This is a genomic window from Ruegeria sp. CDSB086, from assembly GCF_059611065.1.
In genome coordinates this window covers 1-23,540 of sequence record NZ_JBXWOV010000015.1, presented here as the reverse complement: position 1 = coordinate 23,540, position 23,540 = coordinate 1, and the positions used below count along the sequence as shown (strand labels likewise).

At 53.2% G+C, this 23,540-nt stretch carries 10 protein-coding genes and 1 pseudogene; 5 read left to right on the top strand and 6 right to left on the bottom strand.

The features are described 5' to 3' along the window. Positions 1–26: 26 nt before the first annotated feature. Positions 27–2,246 carry a GumC family protein gene (locus AC2FIO_RS21620; protein WP_496699922.1) on the bottom strand — a complete coding sequence of 740 codons (2,220 nt, stop codon included), beginning with the start codon at positions 2,244–2,246 and terminating at the stop codon, positions 27–29. Next, positions 2,243–3,580, bottom strand: coding sequence for a polysaccharide biosynthesis/export family protein (locus AC2FIO_RS21615; RefSeq protein WP_496699921.1), 1,338 nt, complete (start codon positions 3,578–3,580; stop codon positions 2,243–2,245). The genes AC2FIO_RS21620 and AC2FIO_RS21615 overlap by 4 nt, the downstream gene beginning before the upstream one ends. Before the next feature lie 229 nt (positions 3,581–3,809). On the opposite strand from AC2FIO_RS21615, the gene AC2FIO_RS21610 reads away from it, so the two are divergent. The 3 genes from AC2FIO_RS21610 to AC2FIO_RS21600 all read left to right on the top strand — a co-directional run bounded on the left by AC2FIO_RS21610 (position 3,810) and on the right by AC2FIO_RS21600 (position 9,479). Beyond that, entirely contained in the window at positions 3,810–6,305 is a 2,496-nt protein-coding gene (locus AC2FIO_RS21610) for a condensation domain-containing protein (RefSeq protein WP_496699920.1), read from the top strand. A 361-nt stretch (positions 6,306–6,666) separates the two neighbouring features. Beyond that, complete coding sequence (locus tag AC2FIO_RS21605; protein ID WP_496699919.1) at positions 6,667–7,836, top strand: glucosamine inositolphosphorylceramide transferase family protein; 1,170 nt, start codon at positions 6,667–6,669, stop codon at positions 7,834–7,836. Positions 7,837–8,057: 221 nt separating this feature from the next. Next, positions 8,058–9,479, top strand: a complete 1,422-nt coding sequence (locus tag AC2FIO_RS21600; RefSeq protein ID WP_496699918.1) for a glycoside hydrolase 5 family protein — start codon at positions 8,058–8,060, stop codon at positions 9,477–9,479. On the opposite strand, the gene AC2FIO_RS21595 is transcribed toward AC2FIO_RS21600, so the two are convergent. Continuing rightward, positions 9,474–19,244: an amino acid adenylation domain-containing protein gene (locus AC2FIO_RS21595; protein WP_496699917.1), complete on the bottom strand. Its 9,771-nt coding sequence runs from the start codon at positions 19,242–19,244 to the stop codon at positions 9,474–9,476. The two genes, AC2FIO_RS21600 and AC2FIO_RS21595, sit on opposite strands and share 6 nt — an antisense overlap. A gap of 631 nt (positions 19,245–19,875) precedes the next feature. On the opposite strand from AC2FIO_RS21595, the gene AC2FIO_RS21590 reads away from it, so the two are divergent. Together AC2FIO_RS21590 and AC2FIO_RS21585 are read left to right on the top strand one after the other, a co-directional pair. Next, complete coding sequence (locus tag AC2FIO_RS21590; RefSeq protein ID WP_496699916.1) at positions 19,876–21,408, top strand: cryptochrome/photolyase family protein; 1,533 nt, start codon at positions 19,876–19,878, stop codon at positions 21,406–21,408. Between the two features lie 271 nt (positions 21,409–21,679). Continuing rightward, positions 21,680–22,408 (top strand): annotated as a pseudogene (locus AC2FIO_RS21585) (DUF2520 domain-containing protein); the annotation flags it as partial. A gap of 78 nt (positions 22,409–22,486) precedes the next feature. On the opposite strand, the gene AC2FIO_RS21580 reads toward AC2FIO_RS21585, so the two are convergent. From AC2FIO_RS21580 to AC2FIO_RS21570, 3 genes are all read right to left on the bottom strand, one after another. Continuing rightward, positions 22,487–22,744: a hypothetical protein gene (locus AC2FIO_RS21580; RefSeq protein WP_496699950.1), complete on the bottom strand. Its 258-nt coding sequence runs from the start codon at positions 22,742–22,744 to the stop codon at positions 22,487–22,489. Between the two features lie 56 nt (positions 22,745–22,800). Continuing rightward, the gene (locus AC2FIO_RS21575) at positions 22,801–23,064 is read right to left on the bottom strand and encodes a type II toxin-antitoxin system ParD family antitoxin (protein WP_496699915.1); all 264 of its coding nucleotides are present in this window, start codon (positions 23,062–23,064) and stop codon (positions 22,801–22,803) included. A 160-nt stretch (positions 23,065–23,224) separates the two neighbouring features. Next, on the bottom strand, positions 23,225–23,540 hold a 316-nt coding region (locus tag AC2FIO_RS21570; RefSeq protein ID WP_496699914.1), incomplete at its 5' end, for an ATP-binding cassette domain-containing protein.

The window sequence follows — 23,540 nt, the reverse complement described above, 5'->3', positions numbered from 1 at the left end:
ACATCACTGTCTTACAAACACTCAAATCAATAGTTGTACTTGTACGAATAGCTCCCAAGATCACGCGCTGCTGCATCCTGGCGACGTACCATTGTCATCACCGTTCCAAACACCGGTTGCCCATTCTCCTCCAACCTCGCAATCGAGCTAAACACCACCTTGGCCGGTGTCTTGCCACTACGCACGGCGACCAGGGTTGTGTCGGCATGTTTGGTCAGCAGAATTGCATCTGACAAATACAGCACAGGCGGCGCGTTTACGATGATGACGTCGTAGCGAGCACTTACTCGGCTTAACAAGCCAGCAAACAGATTAGACGACAGCAAATCCGCAGCGCTCGCGGTTTCAGACGATGGTGAAATGACATCAACGCCAGCCAGATCGGATCGGATGGGTAAGTCCTTAATCTTTGCATTTCCATTAAGGTATTCCACCAAACACGGCCCGTCGGACGGTAGGTCCAATGTTTTTCGTACATCCGGATGCCGAAGGTCAGCATCCAACAACAAAACGGATGTTTTCGAAGTGCTGATTGCCCGCGCCAAAGCACAACATAGTGACGATTTTCCTTCTGCCGGAACAGAAGACGTAATCATTATTACTTTGGGCTGACGGGATTTCCCCAGCCCGAACAGGCTCGTGCGAATGGTGCGCACGTTCTCCATGAACTGTGATTTTTCCACGCCTGACAGTTCTTGTCGCAGCCATCTGTATTTGCTTCCAAAATGCCGGACGTATGGGATCAAAGCCAGATTGCGGCGCTGTGTCAGTGCTTCCAATTCATCCGCTGTGTTCACCGGCGACCGCGCCAGATTTCGCAAGAATACGAAAGCAGTGGCTGCAGAAAGGCCGAAAACAAAGGCCGCGATCATGTGCAGGGACTTGCGCGGACCAGAGGGGACAGACGGAACCTCGGCCTGACCAATAATACGCGCTTCTGGAAGCTGGAAATCCGCCTGTGCGCTGGTTTCCTTGAAGCGCGAAAGAAAGTTTTCGTAGACTAGACGGTTGGCATTCGCCGCCCGTTCCAGTTGCCCTAAACGTACCGAGGCCTTGGCCAGTGAATCCGCCCTCTCAGATACAACGGCGATCTGGCTCCTCAAAGCGTTCTCTCGATTGGTGGTCACGATAACGTCACCCCGCATTTCTTCGATCCTACGCCTCAATTCGGTATCAATCGATTGGTCAATATTCGCGATTTGCGCGTTAATTCGAACCATATCCGGATGCCGACGCCCGAGGGTGCTAGCCAATTGAGCCTGATTTGTCGCCAATTCTGTTCTTTGCTGGGTCAATGTTTCCAATAGCGGTGAGGTCACAACGTCTGATACTGCGCGTAAGCCGCCAAGATTTTGTAGCGCTTTAACCTGAGAGAGGCGCACTTCAGCATCCGCGCGCTCGGTTGAGCTGCCGACCAACTTAGTATTCAATTCGGCCAATAGCTGGCTGATGCTTTCTTCATTGCCATCCGCGATTTCGATCATCTCGGCCTTGAAATCAACCACCGCTGCGTCTGCAGCTTCAAGTTGAACGCTCAATTCAGCCAACCTGTCAGATAGCCAAGAATTGGCGCGCAATGTGGCATCCATTTTCGAGTCAAGCTGACTGTTAATGTACCGGTTTGCGATGGCGTTGGTTATGTCTGCAGCAAGCACCGGATCGGTGCTCTGGAAACTCACTCCAATCACATAGGACACCCCAATCTGCGTTACAGACAGATTGTCTCGCACCGCACTGATAATCCATGAACGTAGCGTTTCTTCGGGTAATCGCGCAGCGACCACATGTGGCGGATCGTCTCCGCGCAATAGACGTTTGGCCCGGCCGAATAGGCCTTCGCTGCGCTGTTGGCGGGGGTCGTATCGGGGATGCTCCAACAAACCCAATTCGTCAACAACCTGGCCAATCAGCACGTTCGACCGCATCGTCACGACCTCACCGGCCAGGACCGAGCTGTTCAGATTAAGGTCAGAAACCACTTCCTCGACAGGCGATACACTTTCTTCGCGCGTGTCGAGAATGATCTGCGAATAAGCGGTGTAAGTCGGAGGAATAAAGAGCAGATAAATGAACATCGCTACGGCGCACCCGATGGCCGCTGCGGAAATCAATCGTGCATTAACCCGTAAAATCGAGAACAGATACATCACGTCGATAGATTGGTAAGCTAGGAAACCGGCATTCGATTTGGCAGCGCGACCCACTTCGCGCGGGTTGGACGACTCCGGGTTTCTACGCACATTCATTGTAGTTCACCCAACGTTTCGGGTGGTTTCACCACGATAACCAGTAAGTCGCCCGGCGAAAGCTCGTCCCCGGGTCGCAACAGTAGCTTGCGAACCCCGTTGTCTTCGCGTCGGCGCACTTGGAATTCGAGCAGCATTTCGCTCTCCAAACCAGAGGCCGCATTCATCCACTGGTCCAAAAGCCCCAATCTGTCTTCGATAGAATTTCTGTTTGAAATCAGCTTCTTGATCTCGTTCCAGATCCGCTGGGATTCGTTGAGCCGCTTCTGCTCCAGATCCGAAGCGAACTGGGACAATCGTCCCTTGAGAGTTGCAAGTTGCACCAATGCCTCGGACTGTCGCTCGCGTTGATCCAACAGACTGCTTTCTGCCTGGGAAGTCTTAAGCTCAAAGTCTCGGACATCAAATTTTGGGATCAAACCTCGGGCCGCCAGATCAATCATTCTCTCCAGTTCTGTCTGAGAAACATCCACAATCCTTTGCTGCACGACTTCGCGCTGCCGCAGGATGGCGATCTGGCTTTCAGCTTCGGACACGGCCTGCGTCAGAAGCTCATGTTGGGTTATCGCATTCCGCGTCTCCAACGTGATGACCTGATCTTCACTTGCTTTATGTTCGTCAAACAACTCTCGGTTCACTGCCGGGCGCAGGTCTGGCGGCAGGTTAGACCAATTCAAACTGTCCTCGCCTTTCAACAATGCCTGAGCCCGTGCATATTGGGCGGCCGACAATGCAAGATCGTATTCAAGGCTGTTCAACGTGCCTTTCAGATTTCTACGCTCTAGAACACGGGCTTCTTCGTTGTTTGCAGAAATCGCTGGACCCCCAGCCAAACCGACGGCTTGTTCTGCAGTCATGAAAGGCTGGTAGTCGAAGTTTCCCGGATTCTTAACATCCCCCAAAACCGAAATCGGCCGGAAACTTGCAACCGAAAGCTCGATCAAGGGGTCCACAAAAATTTCATTTTTTACGTAGGTGCGATGAATTAAATCCCTCGCATCGCCAACCGCAATAGAAGATACCTGTAGACCGCCGATGTAAGGTAACTGCACCTCACCATCGAGGCCTACAGTAAATCGCTGCGGTGGTTCATTATCATCGAGAATATCCAGCTCGAGCTCGTCACCCACGTTTATCAGATATCCATCAAAGGTTGTGGCCCGGCCAATACCGCCGTCCATCACTGCGCTTACAAAAACGGAAACAGCGCACAGGCTACGCACGAGATTTCGCGCGGAAGCTAAATCAGAACCCTTAAGCCAAATCATCGAATCGCTTACAACTAAATAACAACTGTCACATGATAGCGAATAATTGTGCCCTGTCAGGAGCATTTCACCCCGTGAGTTGCGAAGTGCGGGCTTAAACTTATGATTGTTGTACGGCGCCTGTAGTATTTAGCGAGTTTTATTTGACTCGCGCGACTGCGGCAGAGAAACTTGGATTGTGTAATTAGTACCCGCATTTTGCCCTGTTCGCCGCATGCCGGGAGTTTTTTGGCTCGAAATAGCTTGCGAAACGTTTTTCCGCGTCCAGGGTGATTGGGTTTAGCGGAGCGATTTTATGAAGGCATTGAAGCAGCAGCAGATAGTCGGAACCTTTCCCACTTCTGTTACCCAAAAACGGTGCTGGTTTATGGAGCAGATTCACCCCGGTAATAAGGGACTGAATCTAGCCATACGGTGGGAATTGCGAGGACCGGTAACCAGCGACATGGTTCAAACTGCGTTCCAGAAGATCATCGACCGGCATGAGATTTTTCGAACACGTTTCGTAGAACAAAACGGGGAGCCTGTGCAGGAAGTCTTCGCACATGTTGAATTCAAACTCGATCTCGTTGATATCCTTAATGTCCCCAAAGCCGATCGCGCAGAGCGAATTAACTCGATTGCCATTGCACATTCAGAACAGCCATTCGACCTGTCTGAACCCTGTCTCTTTCGCGTTGCGATGGTTCCAATGGAAACTGAACGCGCAGCTCTATTGATTTCGGTACATAACAGCGTGTTCGACGGATACTCCATCGGTGTCCTGGGTCATGAACTGGGCGTACATCTCGAAGCGCTGCAGACTGGTACCGATCCTGATCTGCCAGAATTAACACTGCAGTACGGTGACTTTTCTATGTGGCTTTCTGATTACGAACAGAGCGGTGCCATGGATGAAGAGGAAGAGTACTGGAAGCAAACCCTCGGTGGCATGGAATATTTCGAACTGCCGCTTGATCGACCGCGTGCGGCCTCAGAGCCCGAGCCGAAGTCATTTGCCAGGGAACTTCCGCAGGACTTCGAAACCAACCTTTCTGAAACCGCAAAAGAGCTGGATACCTCAGTCTTTGCCCTGGGCGTTTCCGCTTTCAGCACGGCGCTAGAACGGTTTTCGTGCCGCAATGACGTAAGCTTTGCCATCCAGGTTGCAGGCCGAACAGAAATAGATTTGGAACCACTGATCGGGATTTTCACTAATCCCATCGTCATGCGCCTCGACATTGACGCAAGCAGATCAGTAATCGATCAAGGTCGCGCTGCTCGTGAGGTCGTAAATGGCGCCCTGGCACACCAGACATTGCCCTTCGATAAGCTGGTTCAGGTACTAAACCCACCGCGAGACCCGTTACGTATCCCGTTGGTTTCGATCATGTTTAACCTTCAGCGCGTTTTCTTAAACGAAAGGAAATATGGCGATATAGAACTGGTTTCGGTTCAATCACACTCACCTGGTACGCTTTACGATCTCAATGTAAACATTATAGGTCGAAATTCAGGATGGCGTCTGGCGATAGACTACAATGCCAATCTGTTTGACGAGTCCACTATTCAGGCGTTTTCGGACCTTTTGCTCGAGGTGTTCCAAGCCTTGATGCGACGCGACCCCGCTCCGACCTCAGCGATAGCAGCAAATCGACCCACTAAGGTAAAAAACCCTCCGCTAAACCTGAATGGTTTTACGTCACTTGCAAAGCCAACACCGTCCCCGAACAACGTTAAACCTCGACTGGCCTCCTTGTGGTCCGACATTCTTGCGCTGCCTGTTGATCACGTCAACGGAGATTTCTTTGATCTGGGCGGTTATTCCGTACTGGCTTTGCAAATGTTGTCGCGCGTAGGAGAGACTTTCGAGACCAGACCAAGTCTGCACGCGTTTTTGAATGATCCGACTCTGGACGGGCTGGCCAATCTACTGGGACAGACCGAACCTGTTGCAACAAAGCATCCAACGCCTCGAGACGAAACAACGCCCGATTCAATCTGGTCTCTGGCCGAACTCAAATCCGCGCCAGAAACCGCGCCCATCTTGCTGACGGTTAATCAACCATTCCTTTATCAATCACTGGGCAAAGAGATCGGAGCAATTTGTGCTGTTGCCAATATCGGTATTGCTGATCGGGCGCAGCTCAATGCGCTATCTCAAGCCGGATTCGACCCGGCGATTGACGAAGCGGCATCAATTGTTCAAGCCCGATATTCAGGGCGCGACATACTTTTGTGCGGGCTTTGCGTCGATGGTCGTGTCGCGTTTCGGCTAGCTAAGCAACTAACTGCTTTAGGCGAGCGGGTGCGTTGTGTTGGTATGATTGACACTTGGGCCCCCGGCGCAATTGGCAAGTTTACACGGTCTCAACGCATACGCGATAAATGGACCATTAGAATGCGCAGGCTTCGGTATTACCTAAGCCTACGGTGGCGTGGAAAGATCAGTACAACAGATCTCCTCGGTCAGAACGATTTTGCACAGCGTATTCTCCAAGCAACAGGGCTCGCACCACCGGCGTCTCCAACCGAAACGCTGGTCGACGACACCGTGGATGCTTTAGTAAGTCAAACGCGGGCCTACAGCTTTGAACCATATGACGGCGAAGTTGTTCTCTTTATCACAAGATCTCAGGCCATGGTTCCTGACGATGGCGTATTGGGATGGTCTGAGCTGCTTTCGGCGGACACAGCTGTCTATCCGGTGAATGGCTGGCATGGTGACTCCCTCATGCGATCGGGCTTTGGCCGAATATCCGAAGTCTTCGATGCGAAGGCACGCCGATTGGAGAGCGACAGTGCAAAATGAAAAGCTTAAAGTCGCACTGGTAACACCACCGGGACTGCTAGGCTTGCAGGATTGGCAAGCGATATTGATCGACCGATTGCGAAATGATCCCCGGTTTGAAGTTACGGGTCAGATTGTTGGCGGAATTGATCGGCGGGACCGTTCAGGAACACTTTTGATGCGCTTGTTAATGCGGGCCGAACAGGTTCTGGCCGCGCGACGTATTCTGCCTTATGATACTCAGCCGGCCGCAGATTTCCTTAGCACTCTACCGGTCACCCAAGATCAGGCCGACCTTGCGCTTGCGCTTGGCCCCGCTTCGCTGACAAAGTATCAGTTGGCCCAGCTCCGTTTCGGAGAATGGGCAGTTGCATTTGGCGGTATGAGCGACCCATTCAAGGCTGCCATGACAACTGGAGCGGGCCGCGCCCCCCATGTCCAGGTCGAAATCCATTCGAGATCCTACGAAGACCCAACTCAACGGGTTTTTCGGCAAACCAGCTACAACCGCAAACCTGGCAGTGTTTTGACCGGAGCCTTTGTAGCTGAAAAGTCGATCCTCTTTCTGTTCCATGCAATGAATGAATTGGCAGAGCGTCGCATTGTGCCTGAAACCAAGCAGCTTCCCGAGGCTACCAAGGCAAAACCTGACTTTGAATCCTCTCTCGTCTATGCATTCAACCTTGTAAGTGACGTGTCAGAAAAACTGAAATCTGAACGTCTTGCACGAGCCGGACAAATCAGAGAGTCTTGGCAACTTGGTAGCTCATCCGGTCCGGTCTCAGGGTTTCATCCACGAAAGGCAAAAGGCCTGCCGCGATCGTCTTGCATAATGGCCGATCCCTTCCTTTTCGAGCATCAAGGGCAACAGTGGGTTTTTTTCGAAGCCATGAATGCCGAAGATATCAATGGTCGCATAGAGGTGGCGCGTCTGGAAGGAGACTGTCTTACCGAACCCGTTACCGCGTTGAAGTGTACTTATCACCTTTCTTTTCCTTTCGTGTTTCGGGCCGGAGACTCAATCTTTATGATGCCCGAAACCCAGGCAGCTAAACGCCTTGAGATATGGCGTTGCACCAAATTTCCAGAAGAATGGGAATTGCATGCCACAGCATTCGAGGGTCAGTACTTAGCAGATTCCAGCATGTATCTTGGGGATGATGGGCGGTGGTGGTTGATTACCAACTTATCTGATCATTTTGCTTTTCAGGATCATTCCAGCGAACTGTATCTGTTTGAGGTCGATGGCCCGGATCTGAAAACGATCAAACCTCATCCAAAAAATCCTGTCGTGTTTGGGTCAGACTGCGCCAGAAACGCAGGGGCGATCATCCGGCAAGGGGATCGGCTATTCCGGCCGTCGCAAAACAACAGCCATGGCGTGTACGGTTTTGGCCTGAACCTCATGGAAATTATCAAGCTTGACGAAACAGAGTACGAAGAGCGGTTTATCCGGCAGTTCACGCCCAAGGATCGACCTGGTGTCAAAGGCATGCATCATCTGAGTGTTGCCGGTGGCCAGATCGTGATGGACTGGAGCAGCGCAGAATGAAGTGGAAACTCGCGATCTCAGTTGTGTTTCTGGCGGGATCAGCCATCGCCGACGAAGATGGGTTCAACCTTGGCGTACAAACGCATCTGGAACAGGGATGGAGCAGAGCCGCCCTCGATCTGGCGCAAGATCTGGGTGCGACGCACCTTCGTGATGAGATTGGGTGGGCCACGGCGGAACAACGACCAGGCGTTTACAATTTTGCGGTCGCGGACAAGTACATGTTGCCGCTGATTGAAAAAGGTATGGTACCGCTTATCGTCATCACCGACAGGAATCCTTTGTACGACAACGGTGATACGCCGCACAGTAAGGAGGGTCGCGAAGGTTTCGCCGCCTGGGTAAGCGCCATTATCAGCCACTATGGAGTCGATAATTTAAAGATCGAAATCGGGAACGAATTCAACTCGAGCGATTTTGTCAGAGGTCCATTTACCCAGAACCCACCGGCATATCTGGCTGCACTGGTTCGAACGGTACACACGCGCCTGGAGCAGGATCATCCCGATGCCAAGATCATCTGCAGCGGCTTAAACACAATTGCGATCGGGTTCTATCGTGAATTTTTTCGTCAGGGCGGCCTGCAAGCCTGCGATGCGATTTCCGTGCATCCTTATCGCGACAACCCCAATACCGTCCTGCCAGAACTGAATCGTCTGAAGGCCTTGATGCAGGAATACGGTGGAGAACGCCCTATCTACGTAACCGAGTTCGGCAATTGGTTTGAAGATCAGAATGATGCACCTGATTACATGATCTTGATGGTGACACAAATGGCGGCATCCGGGATAAACGACGCGTATTGGTATGCGTTGCTGGATGAGCCTTGGTGGCCCAATATGGGCTTGCGTACGCAAAACGCTGAAAAACGAAAACCCGCAGCGGACTCATTTGAGTTTCTACAGCGTGAGCTCCTGCCATTCGGCCGTCCTGTCGCAAGCGAAACGATTGAACCAGCGCGGATCTACGAATTTGGAAAAAACGGTGAAGCTTTCGTCGCGTGGGGCAGCGGCGTGCTCGAAGTGAAAGGAGTGGCTGAGTTTTTTGATGCTCGCGGCCGCCCCATTGATCCTGTGAACACTCTGACAGATTCGCCAATTCTGATCATTGGACAGAATCTGAGAGTCGAGTTGTCAGTACAAACAGTACACGCGGACACGCGATACCAGTTCAATCAGGCACCGTGGAGCTACTTTGCCAGACGCCCCAGCATCGGTCTGGTTCCGCTGGAAATCATCGATTGGTATTGGCCGAGCTACCGCGGCGCACCTGATCTTTCGCCTCTTCGCATCACTGACGATGGCGTGACGACCGCGCGGTTCAATGGCAAACCTTACACCGCCATAGAACGATTTACTGCACAAATGGATGGTCGATTTATAGTGAATGGGCAGTGGAAAGCCTCCTCAGAGACCGAACCATCGCGCCTGTCTATCTTGCACAAGGGAACACCTGTTCACGAGGCAGAAGTTACAAGTGATGGCTATGTTTTGCCCGAGATTGAATTGGAATTGCAATCTGGTGACACGGTGGATTTCGAAATCGCACCTAATGGCCCAAATGGCGATGGATCCGTAAAACGCCGGATCAAGATATCAGGGCCACCCGTTTCGCATCCGGGTGGCTCCGAAAATCGCTTATAGTCCCCGGCGGGCACCACGACGATAGGATTTCAGCGAAGGTTTGCGCGGTGCGCTGTCCTCCTCTGCCCGATTGTCAGCAAATGCGGCAAGGCGCGCAATTGAGGGGTATTCCAATAGGTGTCTCGCCTCAACGTTCAAATCAGCATCGATCATGCGCGCGGCAATACGGAATACTGTTAAGGAATCTGCGCCCAACGCAAAAAGGGTTTGCGACGTTGAAATTTGATCGATACCCAGAGCGTCTTCCCAGATTTTTGCCATTTTCTTTTCCGTCGGCGTACTGGGCTCAGTGTACAATGCGGTGACTGTCGCAACAACGTCCGGATCAGGCAGAGCTTTGCGATTCAATTTTTCGTTGCCGGTTTTGGGCAAATTACTGAGGAATACCCAAGCAGTCGGCACCATGTAGTGCGGCAGCCGTTCGGCCAAAGCCGTAGTCAGGCTTTCCGGTTTGGGATCATGTCCTGGCTCGGCAACGACATATCCGACCAGCTGCTTGTCTCCACGCGGCGAAGGACGCAAAGTCGCGGCGGCCGCCTGAACGCCGCGCACCGCGCGCATTGCCGTTTCAATCTCTCCAAGCTCGATGCGGAAACCGCGCAATTTGATCTGCCCATCATTGCGACCCAACACTTGGATTGTGCCGTCGACCAAACGGCGGGCAACATCGCCGGTCTTATACAAAAGACGTGGGTGCCCGTTCAGGGACACTTCACGAAATGCTGCTTGTGTTAGATCGTCGCGTCGGAAGTACCCCTTCGCCAACCCTGTACCACCAATGTTCAGTTCGCCATCAGCCCCGATTGGCAACGGCTGGTCGTCAGGACCAAGCACATGCAATTCGGTATTGGCTATGGGATGACCAATCGTAATCAATTCGCCCGAATGAACCTTTGAAACAGCAGACCAGATCGTGGTCTCGGTCGGGCCATACATGTTCCACAGATCCGCGCCGCTTTCCATCAACCTCTCTGCGAGATCGGCTGGCAAGGGTTCACCGCCCGCCAACATGGTCAAACCTTTGTCAGGCCGTAACCCAGCTTCAAGAAGCATGCTCCACAGCGTAGGCGTGGCCTGAATATGCGTGACATCGCCACGCTTCAAGCGTTCGACCAATCGGAACCCGTCCAGAACGTCTTCTTGTGCCGCGATAACCACTCGACCACCCTGCAGCAACGGCAGGAACAGTTCCAGAACCGAGATATCGAACATCGTTGTAGTCACTGACAACATTACCGATTGCGGGTCGAAACCGGGTTCGTACGCCATAGACGTCAGGAAGTTGATTACCGAGCGATGGCCGATCTCAACCCCTTTTGGCGTGCCGGTAGAACCCGAGGTGAACATCACATACGCCGTTGGATCAACTCTATCTGCGATGATCAAAGGAATGCCACCCGCTCTTACTTGACTCATCTGAAGCTCAGGCAGATCAAGACCTTCAGCGCAGTCGGGTAGATTGGCCTGATCGTGCAGGACGGCAGAAACATCTGCCGTCTCAAGTATCATGCGCAGCCGCGATGCGGGTTGAGCGGGATCAATCGGCACGTAGGCGTTGCCGCTTTTCAGAACGCCGAGCAAAGCTGCCAGGCATTGTGATGACCGAGACATGGCCACGGCAATCCGGCCGCCGGACCCGCGGACAAGGGCCTGGATGTCAGCGGCGACCGCATCACTTAGCCGGTCAAGTTCCGTGTAGCTGAGCTGTCCCAGATTATCCTCAACTGCGATCGCGTTTGGATAAGTTTTGGCAGTTTCCGAAATTAGCCTGTCGAGCGTTGTCGCCTGTGGCAAAGCCTCGCTCGTTCGATTCACAGTCTCCAGCATCCACTCGAGCTCGTCGGCGGGCTGAACGTTAACCTTAGACAGAGGGCGCGCGGAATCCTCTGCCAGTTCGGAAAGAACTGTCTCAAAGTACTTCAACCAACGCATCACCGTGTCTTCGTTATAGACGTCAGTGTTGTAGTCGACATCCACTCGCAGACCGTCGCGACGTTCGATCACGTTAAAGAACAGGTCGAAATTCACAGCTGTTTTAGGGTTGGGTGCCGACGTCATGCTAAGCGGGCCCATATCTACGGCCTCGCCCAGTCGTTCCAGATTGAACTGCACTTCTGTGAGCGGCAACCGGTTCAACGTGCGCTCGATATTCAGATCGCGAACGAGTGTTCCGTAGGTATAATCCTGGTGGTCAAATGCATTCATAACCTGATCACGAACCTGCGTAAGAAAGTCAGCAACCGAAGCATTCCGGTCTTGAACGGCGCGGATCGGCAGAAAATTGACGCAGTGACCAACCATTTCGTTGTTGTCCAGCAAGGCCTGCCCGCCGGTTGGCACCCCAATGACCAGATCATGAGACCCGGTTAGCCGTCCTAATACAATCTGCAACGCGGCAAACAGCGTTGCAAACAGCGTGCAACCTTGCGCGGCACCGGCCTTACGTGCCGCTGACGCGACATCTCCCGATATGCGCGTCGTGCAAGTCGCACCGGAGAATGTTTTGATTGCAGGTCTAGAATGATCTGTTGGTATATCCGGCAATTCAGTAGGTTCTGAATATTGTTCTTCCCAATAGGCGCGCGTCGCCGGTCGCACATTTTTACCGGACTGAGTGGCGGCATAGGCAGCGAAAGACGGGGCCGGCGGAAGGTTCGCCGGCGTACCCGAAACCTCTGCTTTGTAAAATGCCACCAGGTCCGAAGCCAGTACGTTGTATGACCAGCCGTCGCATACGATATGGTGTGCATTGATGATCAGAACATGTTCTTCCGCCGACATCCGTGCAACGAAAGATCGTATGGGAGGTCCCGAAATCAAGTCGATTTCAATCGAAGAGTCTTCATGCACGAGGCCGGCCAACGCAGCCTCTGAATCTTCTTTTTCACTCAGATCATGAAGCGTAAGCTGCAGCTCGAATGGATCGATAATGTTGAACGTCTCACCGTTTTTGGCAAAGACCTGGCGCAATCCATCATGCCGCTCAATTACACGGTTAAGCGCCCGTTGTAATGCGTCTTGGTTCAATGAACCCGTTAGACGGAACGAGGCGCTTTCATTGAAACTGCACGACGCTTTCTCTCCTAGTTGACTGGTCATCCAAACTTCGCGCTGTGCTTCGGTCAGGGGGATACCTTCGGTTGGCGGTTTGGCTACCGGCGTTGTAGCGACGGGTTTGGCTTTCCCGTCGCCGACAAGGATACCAACGCTTCTGAGCGCATCGACGGATTGTTCAAACGCGTTCACAACCGCATCGAAGTCCTGTTCAGTATGGGCAGTCGTAAAGAAGCAGGCATACCCGACCTGAACATGGATACCGGCCATCTTCATGAGCGGGTAAAACAGGGCGGCATTGGGATCAAAGTCCATTAGTTTTGGAACAAACCAGCTTGAATAGCTTTCGACCAATTGCGGCAACCCGCGCGCTACAAGAATGGCATTCATCCTGCCGACTGCATCAGCCGTCCAGGCGGCCGTGCGCTGCCAAAGATCGGACCCATTGGTGCCCATATGTTCTAGCGTTGCGTCCACCGCGGCAACAATCAACGGATGACGAACGAACGTTCCTGCAAAGAAGGTTGGAGAAACTTCCGGGACCGAGTCATCACCGAACTGCCACATGCCTCCGTCGAGTGCATCCATAAACCGGGCTGAACCCGCCAGCATGCCAATTGGCATACCGCCTCCGATTACCTTGCCGTAGGTTGCCATGTCGGCCTGGATATCCCACTCGCCCTGCATTCCCCGGGCACCAACCCGGAAACCGGTCACAATTTCATCCATGACCAAGGCCGCACCGCTTTCGTGTGTGATATGGCGCAGTTCACGCACAAATTCCTGAGGGCGCAGGTTTGGGTTCCGGCTCTGTACTGGTTCGACAACAACAGCAGCGACTGAGCCAATATTTTCGCGAATCCAGTCGATGCTTTCTGGCGCGCCATACGGCAACACAACCATGTTGGACAGGCTCGAGCGCGGAATTCCCGGTGCAATCGGCAGAGCCGCAGGGTCGCCACCACGTGATTTGCCTTTGACCAATACTTCGTCGAACTGGCCATGGTAGTCACTGCCAAATACCACGATCTGGTCGCGGCCTGTTACCGTTCGTGCAATGCGCATTGCTGCCATCACAGCCTCGGACCCGGTGTTGCAGAAGGTAGCACGCTCATGACCTACAAATTTTGCAAAGCGTTCCAGAACTGGGCCGGCGAGATCACATTGCGGTCCAATTGCAAAGCCGCGTTCCATCTGTCGTGATACAGCATCAATGACAAAATCCGGCGAATGGCCAAAAGCTATAGGCCCGAAACCACTGACCAGATCTATGAATTCATTACCATCGATATCCCACAGGCGCGCACCTTTAGAACGATCGGAAACAACCGGGAACACCAACTCCTTCCATTCAGCGCGAAACCCAGCTGCCGTGCGCGGGTCGGCCATCACAGATCGGTAGGTCTGTACATACTCTTTGGATTTGGCGTGCCGCTGGCTGTAACTTGTTGCCAAGTCCCGCGCAAAGGCCAGTTGCTCGGACGTGAGGTCGCCGCCGGCTGCATTGGTTGCACGTCCAATCGAAAAGGCGCCTTTGCTCGCCGCATTTTTGGGCAGCGCAGGAACTGCAGGTTTAATCTCTGCCTCGACTTTTGGTGTACTGGCCACAGCAGTAGGTGCCGCTGTCTGAGCTCCAGACAAAGCCTGAAGCTGTTGTGCAAAAAGTGACTGCATAGCAGCGACCTGCGCCTGCATGACAGCAGCGACTGACCCATCACCAATCGGCGCGGCGGGCACTACTGATGGTGGCAATACCGCAGGAGCCACGGGTTCCGTAGCGCTTTGCGTGACCGTTTGTGTGGCCTCCGGTTCAACCGAGGGAACAGCCGTTTCGGGGGGTAGGCTTTCATCCAGGTAATCAACGAGCGCCTCAGCGGACGGATAGTCGGACATCAATTGCCGGAATGTCAGATCGATCCCGTAATCAGCATTCAATTTTTGGGTGACCTGTCCGAGGAACAAGGAGTCAAACCCAAGTTCCAAAAACGTTGCCGGTGCATCTTCTGGCCCCAGATCTTCACCAGAAACTTCGCTCAAAATGGCTAGAATCTCACTGATCAGGCGCGGCTTGCGCTCAATCTGTTCTTGTGAATTGGATGTCGGCATAGAAGAGAACTCACTTAAACTTGAAACAGGATTTACGGTTGCCGTGGTCGGTGCGGATGACGAGGAAGTTGCTGCTCCGGTGGAAGGCGCTGGCGCATCGACCCAATGCAGTTTGCGTTGGAATGGATAAGTTGGCAGAGGTACGCGCCGGTTTCCGCGCGGACCCAGCTTGTTCCAGTCTACATCGACGCCACATCCCCACAGGCAGCCCATTGCAGCGGCCATCGCGACTTCATCCGTTTCTGGACGGGTGTGATCCGGCAAAGACTGTACCACCGCAACCGAGGCATCCCGCGGCAATGTTTGGGTGCTGAACGCAGATAACGTGTTCCCAGCGCCAACCTCGAGCAACGCGACTGGATCTTCGGTCACGAGTGTCGAAACCGCGTCCGCAAAATTCACCGCTGCTCGCGCCTGGGTCGCCCAATATGACGGGTCTGTGCATTCATTCTCGGAAATCCAACCGCCCGTTACACAGCTGACATATGGAATTTTCGTTGGTTGCAGCGTTTTTTGAGTGGCCGCTTCCAACAGGCCTTCACACACCGGATCCATCATGCGTGAATGAAACGCATGAGAAGTGTGAAGACGTGTACACGGGATACCGGCCTCTTTCAGTCGATCTTCAATCGACGCAATTGCATCAAAGTCTCCGGCCAATACGTTTAAACGAGGCGCATTGCGCGCGGCGACATCGACGGTATCATCCAGATAATCCTCCAGAGCCTCAAGCGGCGCTCTAACGGACAACATCGCACCGCCTGGCTGATCCTGCATCAGTTGGCCTCGTTTCGCGATGATCGACAACCCGGTTTCAAAATCCATGACGCCACCCAACGTGGCGGCGGTGAACTCGCCAACCGAATGGCCAATCATTGACGCTGGGCTTATGCCACGAGCCATCCACAGCTTTGCACAGGCGTATTGAGTCAGGAACAAAGCAGGCTGAGTCAGGCGGGTTTCGCGCAACGCACGCGCGAGGTCCTGGTCACTGGCGTCTGCGAAACACAGCATTGTCTTTACGTCTAAGCCAAGAACCGGGCGTAATATTTCCGCACCTTTATCAATCCACTGCGCAAATTCAGGTTCGGTTTGGTACAGACCGCTGCCCATGCCCGGGTACTGAGATCCCTGACCCGGGAACATGAATGTTACAGTTGGGTTGCCCTGCATCGCGGGCTTACGGATAGCGGGTGCAGCGCGTAAGGTTTTGGCGACCTCTTCAGGATCCGAGCCCGCGACAGCCTGACGATACTCAAAAGCGGCTCGTCCCTCTTGCAAGGTATAGGCCGCATCCGCCAGTCTCGGCGCGTCGGGTTTCTCCAAAGCATCCGCTAAGTCACCCTTCATCTCGGCCAAGGCTTCCGGCGTCTTCGCCGAAATGACAACCGTTTGAACGGAAGCAGTCTCAGCGTCCTGCACTATTTGCGGTGCCTCTTCCAGCACCAAGTGGACATTGGTCCCTCCCACCCCGAAAGAACTGACACCGGCGCGCAATGGTCCATCCGACACCCAGTCCGAGAGGGAACTCGGAACCCGGAACGGAGTACCTTCCAGTTCTATTCTAGGGTTCAGACCGGAGAAGTTTGCCACAGGGGGAATCTTGCGATGGTTCAGCATCAGCGCTGTTTTGATTACGCTGGTTACGCCGGCAGCCGCATCCAGATGACCGATATTGCCTTTGACGGACCCGAGCGCACAGCCCCCTTCGACAGCTGCTTCGCCGAACGCCTGACGCAGCCCACTAATTTCAATTGGGTCCCCGAGAGGTGTCGCGGTTCCGTGGCATTCGACGTAAGTCACACTTTTAGGTTCGATTACAGCATCTTTGTGCGCTCGGCGAATTGCATCCGCCTGACCGCGTACCGTTGGTGCCGTGTAAGATATTTTTTCGGCACCATCGTTATTGATACCGCAGCCCAAAATAACCGCATGGATGTGATCACCGTCTGCAACGGCATCTTTAAGTCTGCGCAATACAACAACCCCGGCACCGTGCCCGAAAACCGTTCCGCTGGCTTCAGCGTCAAATGGTCGGCACGTGCCGTCATCTGACGACAACCCACCTTCTTGCGCGATGTATCCACGCTTTTGCGGAAAGGTGATCGAAACGCCTCCGGCCAAAGCCATGTCGCATTGGCACGCACGCAATGCCAACAATGCCTGCGAAATCGCGGTCAGCGACGTCGAACACGCCGTCTGTACCGTCATCGCAGGACCGTGCAGGTCCAGCTTGTACGACACCCGAGTTGCTAGGCAGTCCCCAATATTGCCGGTCAGTTCAGAAATCTTACCGGTCTGATAATTCGACATATACGCCTCGGCTGCCTGACGGTCGGCCAATATGTTTTGAATCAGATATGTGGTCGACGACGACCCCGCGTATACGCCCACCGGCATGCGTGTCCGCCACGGGTCGTGACCGCTGTTTTCCAAGGCATGATAGCAAATCTCAAGGAACACTCGGGCTTGCGGGTCCATAGTTGCCGCCTCACGGGCGTGCATCGTAAAAAACTTGGCATCGAACATCCCTGCATCCGAAAGGATGGGGCGGGCCGCTACAAAACTGTCCGATGCACGTTGTTCAGGCGTGAAGCTATCTTCAAGTTCGCCCGACGAGAATGGCTTGATCAGATTATCGCCGTTCTGAATGTGCTCCCAGAACTCATCAAGAGACTGTGAACCGGGCAGTTTAGCTGCCATGCCCACAATTGCGATTGCATTCTCAGGTAAGTTCAGGTCAGCCCGTTCCTCAACTCCTTGTTCTGGCTCCTGAGACGACAGCGACTCGTTTCCACTCACTTCGATCGCGGCTATCGCCTCGGACAAAGGGCCCAGACGCGGGACTTCGAACATGAGTGTAATGTCGAACCGTACGTTTAAACGTTTCATCACTTCTGCATGGACACCAATTAATTGCAGAGATGTTCCCCCAGCTTCGAAGAATGTTGCGCTTGCATCCAACTCTCCGCAACCCAATGTCTCATCATAAATCTTCGCAATAGTTCGTGCGATCTCGGCAGCGTCTAGCGGTTTACGGGTTGATTGGAATATTGGAGTTCGGGTTGACTGGAAAATTGGCCCAGTGTTGCCGTTGCTTTCCAAGTCCTTCGATTCGACGCTGTCGACCAACGCTTTTCGGTCAATCTTGTTGCTTGGGGTTAATGGAAAGTCTGCCACAACCCGGTTCGTCCGAGGCAGGGCGCCCTCCGGCAAGGCCCTACCGAGTTCGGCCATAACCTCGCGGACGAAGGCGCGTTTATCAGCAGGCATATCGCCTGACGGTTTCAAAAAGGCTGTTATGCGTTTTTCACCAGTATCTGCCTTGGTCAAAGTAACCGCAGCATCCAAAATCATCGGCAATTCACGTAGGTGATGTTCAATTCCGTCCAGTTCAATGCGACGACCACCAATTTTTACCTGTCGATCGACACGCCCTAGAAATTCATAGACACCATCGTCGCGCTGCCGGACCAGATCTCCTGTCAAGTACACTTGTCCGGTGTGAGTCGGGCGCGGATCTGAAATAAAAGACTCGGCCGTCCGTTCGGGTTTGTTGAGATAGCCAAGTGCCACACTCGGTCCCGCGGCAACTAGCTGCCCGACCTCTCCGGCCCCCAGTTCGTTATGGTTTTCGTTCACGACGAAACAGTCGCAGTGACCAGTCGGCACGCCTATCGGAATTGTACCACCAACAAGGTCCGCTTCGGTGACGACGTGCATCGTGGTTAGGGCGGAGTTTTCTGTGGGACCGTAACCGTTTATGACTTCGATTCCGGGATGCGCATCTTTGAGACTACGAACATGTGAAGGGGACAGCACATCACCCGCCGCACCAAAACGGCGCAAACTGCTTAGCGCATCAAGGTGATGTTCGATCAGCAGATGTGACATTCCGGTGTAAAAGAACGCGACACTTACACCATGACGGGAAATAGTTGCGGCAAGCTTGTCCAATGCCGGCTTGGGCTCGGCCACAACTGCGACCGACCCTCCGTTCAAAAGCGCAGGCCATGTTTCCCAAGTGAAACCGTCACATGCAATGGTCGAACTCGCCAACGTTATGTCGTTGGGAAGGACTTGTCCGATTGGTTGATCAAAGCCGAGCCGAACGATGGACCGATGAGGTAACACAACACCTTTTGGCTGTCCGGTCGATCCAGACGTATACATTATGTAACACGCATCCAGACCAGTTCTGTTCGGAAAGTCGCGCTTCTCATCGGGATCAGAATTCAATAGGTCGAGCGCATTCAGACTTGCAACCCGGTTCGAATTCAGTTCATCGGCAATGGGCTTGTGGTGCTCCTCCCACAGGATCGCGGATGGTTTGGAATCCGCAATAACGTACCCTGCTTGCTTTATGTCATAGGCTGGGTCCAATGGCACAAAGGTCCCGCCCGCACGCATGATACCGCACATGGTTAGGATTGCTTCGGGCGTGCGATCCATGATCATCGCCACGTTGTCACCCGGAGAAACACCTTTTGACATCAAATGCAGGGCAATTCTATCGGCGGCATCTGCAATTTCCGCGTACGTGTACCCCCGATCGTCACCGATCAGCGCGACCTTGTTTGGTACGATAGCGCACACGCGAAGCATGCTTTGATAGAGGTCCAGCGCAGGATCAAAATTCAAAGAACGCAAAGACCTGACGGCAGAACCATTTAACATATCAACCCCTAAAACCGACCAAAGGGGGTTATCGTAGCAAACAGTGCAAAATAGGTTGCGTCTTTGACAATTGCCCTACGAAATTTGCGCTACGGCCCCTCAGGTCAAATACATCGGCAAAACAAACGAATTCGATGTAGACAAGCGTATTGTATGCCTTTCTGGCTGTCGACTGCAGGCTGCCCATGGCAGCATCAAAGAGTCGCTGTTGGTCGAATGAACTGGCAATCTGACCTGCATGACTTTGAAAAATAGATAAAAATTTGCAGGAGGATGCAACAAAGTCCGTTTGAGCACGTCTTTGGACGACTCGCGTTTAAGTTCCCAAAACCCACCAATCTTCTTTCCATCCGACTATTTATTCCCACCCCGACACAATCAGATCAGTCTGAACCCTCAATGCGGGAATTTGCGCTTTTTTGCCCAGAGTCGATTCTGAGCCGTAAAGCGAAAAAGAGAAACTTGGCGAAGGGTTCTACGCTTAACTTTTTCGGACATTTTGAGACGATGCTGTATTGTTAGGGTCGCCTTACGGCACGAAAGCCCTACCCTCTGCCTCATGACCGAGCCCCTTTCCTGCACACAATACTCGTCTTTGATTGTTGTGCTTGGTGATCAACTCTCAATGAATATCTCTGCGCTGCGCGCGGGTGATCGGGACCGTGACACAATCTTGATGGCCGAAGTCATGGAGGAAGCTCGTTATGTGCGACATCACAAAAAGAAGATTGCTTTCGTTCTTTCCGCCATGCGCCATTTCGCGGCGGAACTTAAGTCGGACGGGTGGACCGTGCGCTACGTTCAATTGGATGAGCCGGACAACACGCAAAGTCTGATCAGCGAAATCGCGCGAGCGAAGCACGATCTAAGAATTAAGCGCACGATCGTGACCGAGCCCGGAGAATACCGTCTGGTCCAAGAGTTCGCGCAGTGCGAAGGGTTGGAAACGGTAGCCGATGATCGGTTCCTTGCCAGCCATCATGACTTTCAAACCTGGGCCGCAGGTCGCAAACAGCTTCGGATGGAATACTTCTATCGTGAGATGCGCCGCAAAACCGGTCTGTTGATGTCGGACGGTGAACCTGAAGGTGGCCGCTGGAACTTTGACGCCGACAATCGCAAGCCCGCCAAAACTGACTCTTTCTTACCTCGCCCGTTGGTAGTGGAGCCGGATGAGATCACGCGGGACGTTTTGGCGTTGATAGAAGCACGCTTCCCTGACCATTTCGGAAAGCTGGAACCGTTCTGGTTTGCCGTCACGAAAAAGGGCGCCTTGGCGGCATTGGATCATTTTGTCGAACATGCCCTGCCAAAATTTGGAGACTACCAGGATGCGATATTAAAAGGCGCGCCGTTTCTGTACCACTCGGTCCTAGCACAATACCTAAACGTAGGTCTTCTTTCCCCGCTCGAGATTTGTCAGCGCGTTGAACGGGCTTACTACGACGGCCACGCACCTTTGAACGCCGTTGAGGGGTACATTCGCCAGATAATAGGTTGGCGCGAATTTGTACGAGGAATCTATTGGTTGCGAATGCCTGGCTACACACGGTCAAACTACCTGTCCGCACACCGCTCTTTGCCTTCGTTTTTTTGGACAGCGGATACTGATATGGCGTGCATGGCAGCCGCAATCGTACAGACTCGGGACGAAGCATATGCGCACCACATTCAGAGGTTAATGGTGACCGGAAATTTTGCCCTGTTGGCTGGAATTGATCCGGTTGATGTGCACGAATGGTATCTGGCCGTTTACTCCGACGCCTATGAATGGGTCGAGGCTCCAAACGTGATCGGCATGAGCCAGTTCGCCGACGGGGGTCTGTTGGGGTCAAAACCATACGCCGCAAGCGGGAATTACATCAATAAGATGTCCGATCACTGCGTCTCGTGCAGGTACGATGTTAAACAGAAAACCGGCGATGGCGCATGCCCGTTCAACCCACTTTATTGGGATTTTCTGGCGCGAAATGCCAACCTACTGCGCGGCAATCCCAGACTGGGCCATGCGTACAGAACTTGGGATCGAATGACCCAAGAAAAACAACAAGAGTATCTAAACAGTGCCAAAAGGATATTGGAGCGACTGTGAACCGAACGAAAGGAAGACCCATGCCAACTGCCAAATTCAGACTGACGTGTTAAGCGCCTCGCTGCGATGACGTCTGATCCGATAATGTCCACTAAGGTTAAACGCATCCAAGTAGCGACGTACTCCGAATTACAGTCGGCCCCTGCACTTCGACCACTCGGCGTGGCATAGTCCATTCGAGACCAATACTTAGAAGGCGCATTCATGTCCGAATTTACTGTAAACCTGATCGGAGCGAGCCGGGTTGGGCAGACATTGCTGACCCTGTTTAATGTGTTGGATTATTGCCGGGTACAGGATGTTTATAGCGCCAGTCAAAGCTCGGCAGAAAAAGCGGTTCAGCGGGCGGGCGCGGGTCGTGTCGCAACTGATTTATCAGAAATGCGAGCTGCCAATCATTGGATTATCACAGTCTCCCCGCACACAAATTTCTGTCGTTGCATCTGACCTCATTACAGCGCGTTTGGCAAAGGACCGCTCAGCCGAACGATCCATGGCCTTTCACTGCAGCGGATTTCTCTGCGCTGATGAGATGGCCTTATTGCGAAAGCTGAACTGGCGTTTGGCCAGTGTGCATCCGGTCCTATCATTCGTTGACCCCGATACGGCAAAAAAACAGTTCCGAGGCACTCTTTGCGGTTTGGAAGGGGACGCCGATGCTTTGTCGATCCTGCAACCTCTGCTGGAACGGCTCGGGGCGGAATGTTTTTTAATCCGCTCCGAAGGAAAGAGCCTATATCACGCGGGAGCGGTGATCTCGAACAACTTTGCCGTAGTACTGCAAGCCATTGCGCGTGAAGCCTGGGCTGAAGCGGGTATTGCGGACCATATCGTGCCACAGTTGAACTCTAAATTACTGGAAGGCACAGCGGAAAATGTCGTTGCTCATGGACCGCGACACGCATTGACGGGCCCAGCGGCGCGTGGGGATGAACGGGTAGTGGCCTCTCAAGGCCGCGATGTGGCAGATTGGCATCCACAGGCCGGAGTCGTCTACCGAGCCTTAAGTGACATGGCCGGGTTATTGAAAGTAACTGGTGTAACTAACGCCTCGGTTAAGTCTTCAAAGAAATATGTGCTATTTCCCCCGGGCTTCGGCCCGCGTGATCCAATCGGCACCGGCATAGGTGATCGTCAAAACGTGGACTTCCCGCAAGTCTTCGTCGATCGTAAAAACAATAACCGCACGCTTCGCCGCTGGAATAGCGCGTAAACTTGGTAAAACATGATCCCTTCGCGACCCCTTGTGCGGCAACGTCTTTAAACCCTGGGCCACACGCGCAATCTCATCCAGTTTGCGCCTTGCCACCCGGGGTCCAGCGTAGTCTGTTATCATCTCTACAATCCGGTTTAGGTCTTCCGAGACTGCAGGATGGTAACGCAGGCGATAGGTCACTCAGCGGAATCCAGTCTACGTAGCGCTGTCGCGAAAACAGTCTCGTGATTAACAAATTCCTGGCGCGGAGTTGCGGCACGACGGCGGATTTCTTCGGCCATCGCCTCAAGCGCAGTTTCACGAGCCTGCTCATCCTCGATCATCCGTTCGACAGCAGCTGCCACGGCAGCAGAGGCCGACGCATACACCCCCTCACCCACTTTTTCCTTGAGAAATTGGTGGTGCCTATCTGTAAAGCTGAGTGTGGTTTTGACGGTCATCGCAGCGTCCTTTCACGGTAATACTTAGTCATACCGGCTTGCGAGTCAAGCCAGCGAAGATGCGATTCAACATACCCTTTTTCAGGTCAGATATCCGGTCACGTCTTGCGATTTTGCCTAGGCAAATGTGTGCCTGGGCCGCCGTGGCGTGTTATTTCGATCAACTAGTAAAGCTCATTTCACTCTCCAGAAATGCTTCAGGGCTATCCACTTCCTCAAGTTTGCGACCAATGATCCACCAGAACCGGTTGCCAACGTTTCTCAGAAAACTCCGGTCGTGGCTGACCAGCAAACAGGACGCGCCGTGGGTGACCAATTCGGCCTCCATTGCCTCTTGACCTTCGATATCCAGATGGTTCGTCGGCTCGTCCAGCAGATAAAAGTTCGGGTTCCTAAGCCGCAGGACCAACATCGCCAACCGCGCTTTTTGTCCGCCGGACAGCGCCTCGATCCGGGTGTTCTGCATTTGGAAATTG